This is a genomic window from Pseudomonas entomophila, from assembly GCF_013523125.1.
Taxonomy (GTDB): domain Bacteria; phylum Pseudomonadota; class Gammaproteobacteria; order Pseudomonadales; family Pseudomonadaceae; genus Aquipseudomonas; species Aquipseudomonas entomophila_B.
Genome location: NZ_JAAMQJ010000002.1, coordinates 110,179 through 124,681, shown reverse-complemented (window position 1 = coordinate 124,681; position 14,503 = coordinate 110,179). Strand labels below are relative to the sequence as shown.

The 14,503-nt window shown below is 58.1% G+C and carries 12 protein-coding genes; all 12 read right to left on the bottom strand.

Features of this window, described 5'->3' with window-relative positions; genetic code table 11:
• Nucleotides 1-15: 15 nt before the first annotated feature.
• Nucleotides 16-1,464 (bottom strand): ATP-binding protein, encoded by a 1,449-nt coding sequence (locus G7007_RS01875; protein WP_023048574.1) that lies wholly within the window; start codon nt 1,462-1,464, stop codon nt 16-18.
• Complete coding sequence (locus G7007_RS01870; protein ID WP_031312167.1) at nt 1,461-3,629, bottom strand: Mu transposase C-terminal domain-containing protein; 2,169 nt, start codon at nt 3,627-3,629, stop codon at nt 1,461-1,463. The genes G7007_RS01875 and G7007_RS01870 overlap by 4 nt, the downstream gene beginning before the upstream one ends.
• A complete protein-coding gene (locus G7007_RS01865; RefSeq protein ID WP_049695266.1) occupies nt 3,622-4,521 on the bottom strand; it encodes a TnsA endonuclease N-terminal domain-containing protein in 900 nt (299 codons plus the stop codon). The genes G7007_RS01870 and G7007_RS01865 overlap by 8 nt, the downstream gene beginning before the upstream one ends.
• A gap of 268 nt (nt 4,522-4,789) precedes the next feature.
• Complete coding sequence (glmS, locus tag G7007_RS01860) at nt 4,790-6,625, bottom strand: glutamine--fructose-6-phosphate transaminase (isomerizing) (protein WP_181098780.1); 1,836 nt, start codon at nt 6,623-6,625, stop codon at nt 4,790-4,792.
• Between the two features lie 12 nt (nt 6,626-6,637).
• The gene (locus G7007_RS01855) at nt 6,638-7,408 is read right to left on the bottom strand and encodes a DeoR/GlpR family DNA-binding transcription regulator (RefSeq protein WP_181098876.1); all 771 of its coding nucleotides are present in this window, start codon (nt 7,406-7,408) and stop codon (nt 6,638-6,640) included.
• 211 nt (nt 7,409-7,619) lie between these two features.
• On the bottom strand, nt 7,620-8,987 hold the full coding sequence (gene glmU, locus G7007_RS01850; protein ID WP_181098779.1) for a bifunctional UDP-N-acetylglucosamine diphosphorylase/glucosamine-1-phosphate N-acetyltransferase GlmU: 1,368 nt from the start codon (nt 8,985-8,987) through the stop codon (nt 7,620-7,622).
• A gap of 112 nt (nt 8,988-9,099) precedes the next feature.
• On the bottom strand, nt 9,100-9,525 hold the full coding sequence (locus tag G7007_RS01845; protein ID WP_060395536.1) for a F0F1 ATP synthase subunit epsilon: 426 nt from the start codon (nt 9,523-9,525) through the stop codon (nt 9,100-9,102).
• A gap of 44 nt (nt 9,526-9,569) precedes the next feature.
• Complete coding sequence (atpD, locus tag G7007_RS01840; RefSeq protein ID WP_181098778.1) at nt 9,570-10,946, bottom strand: F0F1 ATP synthase subunit beta; 1,377 nt, start codon at nt 10,944-10,946, stop codon at nt 9,570-9,572.
• 27 nt (nt 10,947-10,973) lie between these two features.
• Nucleotides 10,974-11,834, bottom strand: coding sequence for a F0F1 ATP synthase subunit gamma (gene atpG, locus G7007_RS01835; RefSeq protein ID WP_181098777.1), 861 nt, complete (start codon nt 11,832-11,834; stop codon nt 10,974-10,976).
• 47 nt (nt 11,835-11,881) lie between these two features.
• On the bottom strand, nt 11,882-13,426 hold the full coding sequence (atpA, locus tag G7007_RS01830) for a F0F1 ATP synthase subunit alpha (RefSeq protein ID WP_181098776.1): 1,545 nt from the start codon (nt 13,424-13,426) through the stop codon (nt 11,882-11,884).
• Between the two features lie 21 nt (nt 13,427-13,447).
• Nucleotides 13,448-13,984 (bottom strand): F0F1 ATP synthase subunit delta, encoded by a 537-nt coding sequence (locus tag G7007_RS01825; RefSeq protein ID WP_181098775.1) that lies wholly within the window; start codon nt 13,982-13,984, stop codon nt 13,448-13,450.
• 12 nt (nt 13,985-13,996) lie between these two features.
• A complete protein-coding gene (locus G7007_RS01820; RefSeq protein WP_060395531.1) occupies nt 13,997-14,467 on the bottom strand; it encodes a F0F1 ATP synthase subunit B in 471 nt (156 codons plus the stop codon).
• Between the last annotated feature and the right edge of the window lie 36 nt (nt 14,468-14,503).

The following is a 14,503-nucleotide window of genomic DNA, read 5'->3' as shown; positions in this document are numbered from 1 at the left end:
CTCCCGATCCTCATGTCACCAGGAGGAATCCCTATCCACCCAGCCGCGCTGTTCGAGCTGAGCCTGAAGGTCTTCGTCCTTCGAAAAATGCACGTTAGCTAATGCTCCGTCAGCAACCGGGACCACGGTACGACCCGTAGCCTTCGATGCCGATTTATCCTTGGCTTGAGGTGGAGGAGTGATCGCGGCCTGGGTAAGTAGCGAAAGATGAGCTCTGTCGGCCCGGCGAGCCAAGTCGTAGTTCATCATCTGGGCGATCTGGTCTTTTGTAGGCATCATGTCCTCGAAGTCAGCAATCTGAAGAGGATCACCGCTTCGTAGAGCCTCGATGGGCTTGTGTAGAAGCCTCATTTGATTGTCATACACCTGCTGAAGCACCGCTGGCGTAATAGCGTCGAGGCCCTCCCAAATTACATGACGCTGCGCAAGCATAAGCAGTTTCGCTAGGAAATCAGTATTGCCTTGGGCGAGATCATAGATCTTGGACAAGAGCTCCTTCGTCAGGGGGGCGCATGATGCCGTCCAGTCATAGGCCCAGAGTTGGGACACCAAGTGCTCCCAAAACGGATCGTCTTCGCTGAATCGGTCAAAAGCGATGGGTCCCATCCCCGCCGCTCTTCGGGCGTTGCGCAGCACACCAGAAAACAGCGGGAGCATTGCGTTGGTCCCTACATACACCAGCGGAACGCCTGCATCGTTGGATAAAGTTACGAAGAAATTCAGCAACTTTTCCCGATCCTGTCCCCCCCGCGAGGAGCAAAGATGCTGCATTTCATCAATGATCAAAGCACCAATGAAAAAGGTTTTGCACAGCTGACTGATGTGCTGGAGCATTACGCTGATGCTGTTGCCAGAACCGCCCCTGCGCGAGTATTTGTCGACTCCTAACGCAGCATCCAACGCTGAGAAGAATGCTGCACAGAAACCGCGCAACGAGCCGTCATGAGGGCACTCAATCTTTAGCCACACGACCTGGGTTTCGATGAGAATGGCGTCTTTATATCTGCTGTGGCTGATCACCTGCGGATAAAGCCTTGCGATGGAATTGAGCGCTGTGGTCTTACCCATACCACTCAAGCCGATGAGCGTCATCGTCTCAGCGGTGGACATGAATCCGTGGCCCTTGGCCTCCGCTGAGGAAGGCAGCCGATGCCTAACAGATGAGGCCAACAGCGGATTGCGTCCCATATATCCGTAGCGAATCAGCTGGCTGAAAAGGTCTTCAAGGCGCAGGTGAATTTCGAATGGAACAACAACATCTTTCAGCCGGTTGATCCCATGACCGCGAAGCTTCGGTGGCAACGCTCGTTCGGCCTCGTCGGGCTTCGGCGGAAGGTTCCCAACGCGCCTGACCACATCTACATCCGACAGAATTCTAGGCAAGCATTCGATCAGCGGGTTGCCATCGTACTGAGGCATGCCTGTAGGAATGTATTCTGCGGGGGAGAACGTCAAATCGTTCATGTCTCAGCCTCGCTTCCCTCGCTGACGACTAGTTTCAGAAACGCCGCGCTTCTCGCGGAACTGGGCCTGCCGGTGACTAGCTTAGAATTTTCTGCCACAGGAGGTATGTTATCCACAACGCGTAGCTGATTCAGATCAGCGGTATGGGAATCGCGCTCGGTCTGAGCTTCGGTAGCACGCTTGGCACGTTTGTCCCGCTTGAAATCTGCATTCGATTTCGGGTCACCCTGAGCGACACGTTTGGATTTGGCCCGGTCAAAGATTTCCTCTTGCCGCCCCCTTACCAGCGCCGCAGTATTATCACTGTCATAACGGGCATCCGGCGAAACTTGGTTCAGGACATGGATCATATCAAGAACCTCCTCCATACGGAGTCCACCATATTTCTGCCGTTGCTGCGGTACAATAGTTAAAGCCTCAAAACCTGCTTCTGACTTGATCCAACAATTTTCAATAGAGTTAGGATCATAGAATACTCGAACATATTTCGTCCGCAGGTTGTGCGAGCGCTCCAACCACTCCTCGCGTAACGCTGTTTGACATGTATACTGTACGCCTTGGAAAACAATACCGCCTCGACTTATACGACACTGCTGAGAGGGCAATAGAGCGATTTTCAACTCAGCCGGCGATACTACTTTTGAATTTATAGGGCTATTATCCTTCGACCAATTCCAAATCGCTATAGGCGTTGCTTCCACTCCGCCGGCAATCATCTCGCGATTTAAAAGGTGTGGTATCCGCAGGCTCTTATTGTGAGCCAAGACTCCTACAATAACCATTTCGGTGAACTCGTCGATATCCAAAATGGCATCGAGTTGGTAGTCCCTATCGCCGCGCTCCATTTTACGAGCATCCACTCCGCCTGGAACGAACTTCAAGTCGAGGTGTTCATTGATCAGACGGAAACGGCTTTCGATGATCCCTTTCCAATCAGGCCTGAAAGGAGGCAAAATTTGCACCCCAAGCCCCAAGCTTTGGGAGAGCGTTGCCCCCGCCTCGCTTAGAAGTTCAGCCCGGTCAGCCACAATTTCGACTGGCAAATGCGAGCATGGCCAGTCAGCTTCCTCAATGTCTACGTTGTATCGTTTGCAAAACTCAACCTTTGAGGTGCAAGCGTTGTATATCGCGTGTCTAGCCCCATTCCAGCTGGGCCCCTCAAGGCCCACGTGAATTCCTACAATCATTCTGGTGTAGGTATCGACGACTACATAAAGTATCGGACGCCCAATGAGCCACAGCCTATTAACGCGATGCACTAAATAGACATCAGCGATGGTGGAATCTATCTCATATCGCTGCGTCGCGCCTATCAGGCCTTGGGATGCTGAGCCAACGATAGCCCGATGGTCTTTGTTGTACCTGATAGAACCGCCACGCACCTTGAGCTTATACAGGTCATCGAAAAATAATTTACCGTGATATCTAAGCTGTGCAGTAGTCGGGTAACTGCCGCGTACAATATTTCCTTTCGATCCGTCAGGGAGAGTCGCTCTATAAAATTTGTTTAACATCCACTTATGTGCATCTTTCAGGGTGCCACACTTGCCGCTAGCGACTCGCCCGTAAGCCAAACGGATATGAGAGAGATGGCGCTGTTCGAGCGGGATGGCACCACCATCATTGACAACGACACCAAGATACTTACGCGGCCGACCGGGGATAATACCTGAGGACCGATCCTTTTTCTTCCCACGTCCGCCGCAAGCGCTTGTGTTCCAAAGAAACGCGTTAGGTGTCTGACCCATACTCCAATAGCGGTATAGAAGCCGGTATATCTGCTTACGCTCTACCCCTGTCTCTATGGCATGCGTCGCAACAAGCTTCCCAAAACCAGGACCAAGAATATCCAAGGCAGAGCGATCTTCTACTAAACTTCTTATAAGACTCCAATTTCGATTTCGGCTCGCCTTTTCATTTTCACTAATTTCATCGTCGCTTCTGAGCAGATGTAAAGGAACCATTTCTGGACTTAAGACCGCGCGCCCTGAATCAATTTCGTCAATTAAAACTGACTTATCAATCTGCCACGGCTTGCCTGGATTCATATTCAGCTCAATCACGATAACAGTATCATTATTTATGCCTAAGACCCTAACTGCCTTTTTTAGTAAGCTCGGTTCTTCGCCGGGAGAAACAATGCTGTTAATTTGAAAATCAAGCATGATGAGAAACCTCGGTTGGCGGAGACAAAGCCGCTGACCGATGGCTCGGCCATACGTGCAACGGCTGCGACAAGCTTATTATTTTCGAGGTAATATCAGACTCTAAACGGCCGATCCATAGCAGGTGATGGAAGAGCCGCTTCACGCTCATATAGTCAATATAGATATCACGTGACGCCTTTTCCAAAAGAGCTTTTAAGGGTATTTGATCCGTCTTTGACCCCGCGATGTATTCAAGTAAGTTCCCTATATTTTTCTCAGTCGGCAACGAGGGATGGATATTGGCATAAGTCCTGAGAACTCTGAGGTTCGCTAATCTAATCTTCGAGAGGTTTTCGTGCAGGACCAGCTTCCAGTCCACGCCCCTCATTGACCAGTATTTTTCCTCAATAGCGAGCTTTTCAGCTATTCGATTCCGCACATGAAGATCAGCCTGCTCAAATTCCTTTCTATATTTTACTGAGCGAGCAGCTAACCTCGTTTCACCAGAGGGATCCAAGAAGGTGATGAGAAAGTCCGTCGTCATAACGACAGGTATCTGCGTCCCAGGATATACAGGGTGACGACAATTTATGCTTGAGGCAATTGCTTGAGTCTCAGCCTGTGTAAGCAGGGGGTACTGCTCTCGGATATCAATGATCGAGGCGTCGTGCTCAAGTACAGTGAGGTAATCTCGCTCCGCATTGGACAGCAGGTGATGAGTGCGGAAAATCTTAACTCCCGCAATCATATGGGAGACACCCTTTGATTTGATTTCCCACACCTTGATCCATGGTTTATAGGAATCTCTCACTCCACTTCCACGGCCTGATTTAATTTTTTTATCTATTTTTGATTGGGTCATCAGCTGGCGGTGGGCAGCCTTGACCGGAGCTACGGGCGCAGATGCCATGTTCAAGTCGCTCATGATTGGGCGACCCACTCGAACGGAACGAGGCTGGTGTGTCGTGTAAAGAGGACATGCCAGCGAGCGGGCTCAGCCAGGACAACAGTCACAGCGGTGCGTAGAGGATTGTCACCCAAATCTCCAAGGCCTGGCTCCGGCCTGATGTGCGGTCGGGGCCAGCCTTGTGACAACCTTTATTACGTTGTGACAACCTTTATTGTTTTGTGACAACCTTTATTAATCAAAAACACCTTTGGGTACCAGCGACGTTCCGTTACTCCACCGTCACCGACTTCGCCAGATTCCGCGGCTGGTCCACGTCCGTGCCCTTCAGCACCGCCACGTAGTACGACAGCAACTGCAACGGGATCGTGTACAGAATCGGCGCCAGCGCATCGACGATGTGCGGCAGCTCGATCACATGCGTCCCCTCCTCGTTGCTCAGGCCGGCCTGCTTGTCGGCGAACACCACCAACTCGCCACCGCGCGCGCGCACTTCCTGCAGGTTCGACTTGAGCTTCTCGAGCAGTTCGTTGTTCGGCGCCACGGTGACCACGGGCATGTCGGCGTCGACCAGCGCCAGCGGGCCGTGTTTGAGCTCGCCGGCCGGGTAGGCTTCGGCGTGGATGTAGGAGATCTCCTTGAGCTTGAGCGCGCCTTCCATGGCCACCGGGAACTGGGCGCCACGGCCCAGGAAGAGGGTGTGGTGCTTGTCGGCGAACAGCTCGGCGGTCTTTTCCACCACACCGTCCATGGCCAGGGCTTCGCCCAGGCGGGCCGGCAGGCGACGCAGCTCGTCGACCAGTTCGGCCTCCACGCCAGGCGCGAGGGTGTCGCGCACCTGGCCCAGGGCCAGGGTCAGCAGCATCAGCGACACCAGCTGGGTGGTGAAGGCCTTGGTTGAGGCCACGCCGATCTCAGGGCCCGCCAGGGTCAGCAGGGTCAGGTCGGATTCGCGCACCAGTGAGCTGATGCCGACGTTGCAGATCGCCAGGCTACCAAGGAAGCCCAGGGCCTTGGCATTGCGCAGTGCCGCCAGGGTGTCGGCGGTCTCACCGGACTGGGAAATCGACACGAACAGGGTGTCGGGCTGGACCACGACCTTGCGGTAGCGGAACTCGCTGGCCACTTCTACCTGGCAGGGAATGCCGGCCAGGCTTTCGAGCCAGTAACGGGCGACCATGCCGGCGTGGTAGCTGGTGCCGCAGGCGACGATCTGCACGTTGCGCACCTGGGCGAACAGGTCGGCCGCCTGCGGGCCGAAGGCCTGAACCAGTACGTGATCCTTGCCCAGACGCCCTTCGAGGGTGCGCTGCACGACGGTCGGCTGCTCGTGGATCTCCTTGAGCATGAAATGACGGAAGCTGCCCTTGTCGGCGGCTTCGGCGCCTTCGTGGTACTGCACGGTTTCACGCTGCACCGGGACGCCCGCCTGGTCCCAGACGGTCACGCGGTCGCGGCGGATCTCGGCGATGTCACCCTCCTCCAGGTACATGAAGCGGTCGGTGACCTGGCGCAAGGCCAGCTGGTCGGAGGCCAGGAAGTTTTCACCATGGCCCAGGCCGATCACCAGCGGGCTGCCGCTGCGGGCTGCCAGCAGACGGTCCGGCTGGCTGACGCTGATCACGGCCAGGCCATAGGCACCGTGCAGGCGCTGGACGGCGGCCTTCAGCGCATCGCCCAGGTCCGGCAGGCGCTTGAGCAGGTGGTGGATGAGGTGAACGATCACTTCGGTGTCGGTCTGCGAGCTGAAGAAATAGCCCAGGCCCTTGAGCTCTTCGCGCAGGGCTTCGTGGTTCTCGATGATGCCGTTGTGCACCACCGCCAGCTCCTGGCCGGAGAAGTGCGGGTGGGCATTGTCTTCGCTCGGCGCACCGTGCGTCGCCCAGCGCGTGTGGGCGATGCCCAGCTGACCGGCCAGCGGGTCAGCCGCCAGGGCGGACTCCAGTTCGCTGACCTTGCCGATCCGGCGGCGGCGCTCCAGTTGTTCCTGCTTGGTCAGGATCGCCAGACCGGCGCTGTCGTAGCCGCGGTATTCCAGGCGCTTGAGGCCTTCGATCAGGATGGAGGTGATGTTACGTTCGGCGATGGCTCCGACGATTCCACACATGGCAGGGGGCTCCTAGCTGAGAGCGGCGCAGATCAGGTTTACGCCGTGGGCTTGAATTTGTTCGCGTGCCTCGAGCGGCAGGCGGTCATCGGTGATCAGGGTGGTGACACGGTCCCAGGGCAGCTCGAGGTTGGGAATCTTGCGTCCGACCTTGTCGGACTCGACCATCACGATCACCTCGCGGGCCACATCGGCCATGACGCGACTCAGACCAAGCAATTCGTTGAAGGTGGTGGTGCCACGGGTCAGGTCGATCCCGTCGGCGCCGATGAACAACTGGTCGAAATCGTAGGAGCGCAGCACCTGCTCGGCGACCTGGCCTTGGAAGGATTCGGAGTGCGGGTCCCAGGTACCGCCGGTCATCAACAGCACAGGCTCATGCTCGAGGTCGCTGATGGCCTGGGCGACGGTCAGGGAATTGGTCATGACCACCAGGCCGGGCTGGCGGCCCAGTTCGGGGATCATCGAGGCGGTGGTGCTGCCGCTGTCGATGATGATCCGTGCGTGTTCACGGATACGTTTGACCGCAGCGCGGGCGATGGCTTGTTTGTAGAGCGAGACCGGCTGCACGACATCGGCCAGCAATTCCTGAGGCATGGTGATCGCACCCCCGTAACGGCGCAGCAGCAGGCCGTTGGCTTCGAGGGCGGCCAGGTCCTTGCGGATGGTGACCTCCGAGGTTTCGAAGCGCTTGGCCAGGGTATCCACACTCACCTCGCCCAGCTCGTTGAGCATGGCAAGAATGTTGTGGCGACGCTGGGGGGTATTACGTTTCGACATGATGCTTTAAGTTTCGATTCGAAAGATAAGTGGTGCAATCAAAGCGGAAATCGGCGAAGGCGTCAAGGGAGAATGACAAAAGAAGGGCGGCACGAGTCTGTAGCAGACTTTTCCACAAGGGGGATAAAAAGGAGGACGGATAGGCAGAGGATGAATACGGGCGGATACGCAAGGTGCCGGAAAATGACTCCGGCACCCATGCGCTGTGGATAAATCAGGTCTTGGGCTGTTTCTTGGGGCGCGCCCAGCCTTCGATGTTGCGCTGACGGGCACGCGCCACGGCCAATTCACCTGGGGCCACGCCCTGGGTGATGGTGGATCCTGCCGCCGTGGTCGCACCGGCCTGGATATCCACAGGCGCGACCAAGGCATTGTTCGAACCAATGAACACGTCTTCACCCAGAACCGTCTGGTGCTTGTTGGCACCGTCGTAGTTGCAGGTGATGGTGCCAGCGCCGATGTTGCTACGCGCGCCGACCTGGGCATCACCCAGGTAGGTCAGGTGACCGGCCTTGGCGCCTTCGCCCAGGTGCGCGTTCTTCAGTTCGACGAAGTTACCCACATGGGCTCGGGCACTCAGAACACTGCCTGGACGCAACCGCGCGAACGGACCGACATCGCTGGCTTCGCCAAGGATGGCACCGTCGAGGTGGCTGTTCGCCTTGACCACGGCATTTCGGCCTACGGTGCTGTCCTTGATGACGCAGTTCGGCCCGATCTGCGCGCCCTCCTCCAGCACCACCTTGCCTTCGAGGATCACGTTCACGTCGATCAGCACATCACGGCCGACGGTGACCTCACCGCGCACGTCGAGCCTTGCCGGATCGCGCAACGTCACACCCTGGGCCATCAGACGACGCGCCTCGCGCAGCTGGTAGTGACGCTCCAGCTCGGCCAACTGCCGGCGATCATTGGCGCCTTGGACTTCCATGGCATCCAGAGGCTGCTCGGTAGCGACCACCAGACCATCGGCGACGGCCATGGCGATCACGTCGGTGAGGTAGTACTCGCCTTGTGCGTTGTCGTTGGACAGACGCCCCAGCCACTCGGCCAGGCGATTGGCCGGCACTGCGAGAATGCCGGTGTTGCCTTCCTTGATCGCCCGCTGAGCCTCGCTGGCATCTTTCTGTTCGACGATCGCGGTGACCTGGCCGGCAGCGTCGCGCACGATACGGCCGTAGCCGGTCGGGTCTTGCAAGGTGACGGTCAACAGGCCCAACTGACGTTCATTGACCGTGGCAAGCAGCCGCTCGATGGTCTGCACCTCGATGAGCGGAACATCGCCATAAAGGATCAGGACGGAATCGGCGGTCACGGCAGGCACGGCCTGAGCGACGGCATGCCCGGTACCCAGCTGCTGGTCCTGCAACACGAAGTTCAGGTCATCGGCGGCCAGTCGCTCACGCACCTGCTCGGCGCCATGGCCGATCACCACATGGATACCTTGTGGCTTGAGCTGACGCGCGCTGTGGATAACATGCCCGAGCATGGAGTTGCCGGCCACTGGGTGGAGCACCTTCGGCAGGGCCGAGCGCATGCGGGTGCCCTGGCCTGCGGCGAGAATTACGATATCGAGTGACATTGACTGGCTACCAATCCTGGGCGGTCAGCAGTGACCGGGTATGAAATGACGGGAAAAGAAAAAGGGTAGCCGATGGCTACCCTTGTTCTCAATCCATAAGCAGCAGGCGGTCTCAACCACCGAACTTCTTGCGGATCTGCTGGACGGTACGCAGCTGGGCTGCGGCCTCGGCCAGACGTGCGGCGGCGGCGCCGTAATCGAAGTCCGCGCCTTTTTCGTTCAAAGCCTGCTCGGCAGCTTTGACCGCTTCCTGAGCCGATGCCTCGTCCAGGTCTGCAGCACGTTGCACGGTATCGGCAAGCACCTTGACCATGTTCGGCTGCACTTCGAGGAAGCCACCGGAGATGTAGAACACCTCGCGCTCGCCACCCTGCTTGGTCAACGTGATCGGACCCGGCTTGAGATTCGTGATCAGCGGGGCGTGGCCTGGAGCGATACCGAGATCACCCAGGTTGCCGTGCGCAATCACCATCTCGACCAGACCGGAGAAAATTTCCCCTTCCGCGCTGACGATATCGCAATGGACTGTCATAGCCATCTGCTTGCCTCAACCTGATTAGCGCCCCTTTCGGGGCGCCGGGATTACAGTTTCTTGGCTTTCTCAACCGCTTCGTCGATGCTGCCGACCATGTAGAACGCTTGTTCTGGCAGGTGGTCGTAGTCACCTTTGAGGATGCCGCTGAAGCCTGCGATGGTGTCTTTCAGGGAAACGTATTTGCCTGGAGCACCGGTGAAGACTTCGGCCACGAAGAACGGCTGGGACAGGAAGCGCTGGATCTTACGCGCACGGGATACCAGCTGCTTGTCGGATTCGGACAGTTCGTCCATACCCAGGATCGCGATGATGTCCTTCAGCTCTTTGTAGCGCTGCAGCACGTACTGGACGCCACGGGCGGTCTCGTAGTGCTCGTTGCCGATCACGTTCGGGTCCAGCTGGCGCGAAGTCGAGTCCAGTGGGTCGACCGCTGGGTAGATACCCAGGGAGGCGATGTCACGGGACAGAACGACGGTGGCGTCCAAGTGGGCGAAGGTGGTCGCTGGCGACGGGTCGGTCAAGTCGTCCGCTGGTACGTAGACCGCCTGGATCGAGGTGATCGAGCCCTGCTTAGTGGAGGTGATACGCTCCTGCAGAACACCCATCTCCTCGGCCAGGGTCGGTTGGTAACCTACTGCCGAAGGCATACGGCCCAGCAGTGCGGATACTTCGGTACCGGCGAGGGTGTAACGGTAGATGTTGTCGACGAACAGCAGAACGTCGTTGCCTTCGTCACGGAACTTCTCGGCCATGGTCAGGCCGGTCAGTGCGACGCGCAGACGGTTTCCTGGTGGCTCGTTCATCTGGCCGTAGACCAGTGCAACCTTGTCCAGAACGTTCGAATCCTTCATCTCGTGGTAGAAGTCGTTACCCTCACGAGTACGCTCACCCACACCGGCGAACACGGAATAACCGCTGTGCTCGATGGCGATGTTACGGATCAGTTCCATCATGTTGACGGTCTTGCCCACGCCGGCGCCGCCGAACAGGCCGACCTTGCCGCCCTTGGCGAACGGGCAGACCAGGTCGATGACCTTGATGCCGGTTTCCAGCAGGTCGTTGCCGCCTGCCTGTTCTGCGAAGGAAGGCGCGGCGCGGTGGATGCCCCAGCGCTCTTCTTCACCGATCGGACCGGCTTCGTCGATGGGGTTGCCCAGGACGTCCATGATACGACCCAGGGTCGCCTTGCCGACCGGTACTGCGATGGCAGCGCCGGTGTCGGCAACGCTCAGGCCACGCTTGAGGCCTTCGGTCGAACCCATGGCGATGGTACGAACCACGCCGTCGCCCAGCTGCTGCTGAACTTCCAGGGTGGTCTGCGCGCCTTCTACCTTCAGCGCGTTGTGAACACTCGGCACCACGTCGCGTGGGAATTCCACGTCGATGACGGCGCCGATGATTTGAACGATGCGTCCGCTACTCATAGCTGGATCCTCTGAATATGTGAACCGTTAAACCGCGGCAGCGCCGCCGACGATTTCCGAGATCTCCTGGGTGATCGCAGCCTGACGCGCCTTGTTGTAGATCAGCTGGAGGTCGCTGATCAGGTCACCGGCGTTGTCTGTGGCGTTCTTCATGGCGATCATCCGGGCAGCCTGTTCGGCCGCATTGTTCTCGACCACCGCCTGGTACACCTGCGACTCCACGTAACGCACCATCAAGCCGTCCAGCAGCTCCTTGGCGTCGGGTTCGTACAGGTAATCCCAGTGGTGCTTGAGTTCTTGATCCGGGGTTGCCTCCAACGGTACCAGTTGCTCGACCGTCGGTTGTTGAGTCATGGTGTTGATGAACTTGTTCGACACCACGGAGAGGCGATCGATACGGCCTTCGAGGTAAGCGTCCAGCATGACCTTGACGCTGCCGATCAGATCGTTGATCGACGGCTCTTCGCCCAGGTGGCTGATCGCCGCTACCACGTTGCCGCCAAAGCTGCGGAAGAACGTCGCACCTTTGCTACCGATCACGCACAGGTCGATGTCGACGCCCTGTCCGCGGTTGGCGTTCATGTCCTTGACCAGGGCCTTGAACAGGTTGGTGTTCAAGCCACCGCACAGACCACGGTCACTGCTCACCACGACATAACCGACGCGCTTGACTTCACGCTCGATCATGAAAGGGTGGCGGTATTCCGGGTTGGCGTTGGCCAGATGACCGATCACCTGGCGGATACGCTCCGCGTAAGGGCGGCTGGCAGCCATGCGCAGTTGTGCCTTGCGCATTTTGCTGACCGCCACTTTCTCCATGGCGCTGGTAATTTTTTGCGTGCTTTTGATGCTCGCAATCTTACTGCGAATCTCTTTTGCGCCTGCCATGTATCACCTATCAGGTTAGCAAGCGGGGGCATGGCCCCCGCTGCGGCTTACCAGGTCTGGGTGGCCTTGAACTTCTCGATACCGGCTTTCATGCCAGCGTCGATTTCGTCGTTGAAGTCACCTTTCACGTTGATCTTGGCCATGAGGTCGGCGTGATCGCGGTTGAAGTAGGCGATCAGCGCTTGTTCGAAGCTACCGATCTTGGCGATTTCGACGTCGGTCAGGAAGCCACGCTCAGCGGCGTACAGCGACAGAGCCATGTCCGCGATGGACATCGGCGCGTACTGCTTCTGCTTCATCAGCTCGGTGACGCGCTGACCATGCTCCAGCTGCTTGCGGGTCGCTTCGTCCAGGTCCGAGGCGAACTGGGCGAAGGCCGCCAATTCACGGTACTGGGCCAGCGCGGTACGAATACCACCGGACAGCTTCTTGATGATCTTGGTCTGAGCGGCACCACCGACACGGGAGACCGACACACCGGCGTTCACTGCAGGGCGGATGCCCGAGTTGAACATGGCCGATTCCAGGAAGATCTGACCGTCGGTGATCGAGATCACGTTGGTCGGAACGAACGCGGAAACGTCGCCAGCCTGGGTTTCGATGATCGGCAGCGCGGTCAGCGAGCCGGTCTTGCCGGTCACGGCACCGTTGGTGAACTTCTCGACGTACTCTTCGGAAACGCGCGATGCACGCTCCAGCAGACGGGAGTGGAGATAGAACACGTCACCTGGGTAAGCCTCGCGTCCTGGTGGACGGCGCAGCAGCAGGGAGATCTGACGGTAGGCCACGGCCTGCTTGGACAGGTCATCGTAGACGATCAGCGCGTCTTCACCGCGGTCACGGAAGAACTCGCCCATGGTGCAGCCGGCGTAAGGTGCCAGGAACTGCAGCGCGGCGGATTCGGATGCACTGGCGGCCACGATGATGGTGTTGGCCAGGGCGCCGTTTTCTTCCAGCTTGCGGACGACGTTGGCGATGGTCGACTGCTTCTGGCCGACGGCCACGTAGACGCAGAAGATGCCGCTGTCACGCTGGTTGATGATGGCGTCGACCGCCATCGCGGTCTTGCCGATCTGACGGTCACCGATGATCAGCTCACGCTGACCACGGCCGACCGGGATCATGGCATCGACGGCTTTGTAGCCGGTCTGCACCGGCTGGTCGACCGACTTACGCCAGATCACGCCAGGCGCGACTTTCTCGACGGCGTCGGTCTCGGTGTTGTTCAGCGGACCTTTGCCATCGATCGGGTTGCCCAGGGCATCGACGACGCGACCCAGCAGTTCCTTACCGACCGGAACTTCCAGGATGCGACCGGTGCACTTGGCGCTCATGCCCTCGGCGAGGGTGGTGTACGCGCCCAGTACGACCGCACCCACGGAGTCTTGCTCCAGGTTCAGGGCCATACCGTACACGCCGCCCGGGAACTCGATCATTTCGCCGTACATGACGTCGGCCAGACCGTGGATCCGCACGATACCGTCGGAAACGCTGACGACGGTACCTTCGTTACGGGCTTGGGAGCTCACATCGAGTTTCTCGATGCGGCCCTTGATGATTTCACTAATTTCGGAAGGATTGAGTTGCTGCATTGCTCTGCTGCCCCTTCAAACTCAAGATTTCAATGCTTCGGCCAGTTTCGCGATCTTGCCGCGAACCGAGCCATCGATTACCAGGTCGCCGGCGCGGATGACGACGCCACCGATCAGGCTGGCATCCTCCGACGCGTGCAGGCGCACTTCCTGGCCTAGCCGTGCACTGAGAACCTTGGCGAGTTTGTCTTGCTGTTCTTGGTTCAACGCAAACGCACTGATGACGTCCACATCCACGGATCGCTCCTGCTCGGCCTTGTACAGCTCGAACAGTTCGGCAATCTCCGGCAACAGCAGGAGACGGTCGTTTTCCGCGGCAACGTGAATGAAATTACGTGCCTCTGCATCAAACTTGTCACCGCACACGTCAATGAACGTGGCGGCCTTTTCTACGCTCGTCAGTCGCGGGGCCTTGAGCAGGCGCTGCATGGTGTCGTCTTCCGACACCGCAGCAGCCAGGCCGAGCATGGCTGACCAATTGGCCAGTTGCTGATGGGCCTGGGCGTGCTCGAAGGCAGCCTTAGCGTAAGGTCGGGCCAACGTGGTCAGTTCTGCCATGATCGCCCTCGCTTAAATTTCAGCGGCCAGTTTGTTAACCAGCTCCGCATGCGCGTTTTGATCGATTGTGGCGCCAAGGATCTTTTCAGCACCGCCGACGGCCAGGCTGCCCACTTGGGCACGCAGGGCGTCTTTGACGCTGTTGAGTTCCTGTTCGATCTCGGCCTGAGCCTGGGCCTTCACACGGTCAGCTTCGACACGAGCCTGTTCACGGGCTTCGTCGACAAGCTGAGCAGCGCGCTTCTTGGCTTGCTCAATGATTTCAGCCGCCTGTGCTTTTGCTTCACGCAGTTGCTGACCCACTTTCTCTTGGGCCAGCTCCAGGTCGCGAGCAGCGCGGTTGGCAGCGTCCAAACCATCGGCAATCTTCTTTTGACGCTCCTGCAGCGCCGCAATGACCGGAGGCCACACGTACTTCATGCAGAAGACGACAAAAATCAGGAAAGCAACGGATTGGCCAATCAGGGTTGCATTAATATTCACGCCAACACCTCGCTCGGTCTTCGTTCATCACAGCCA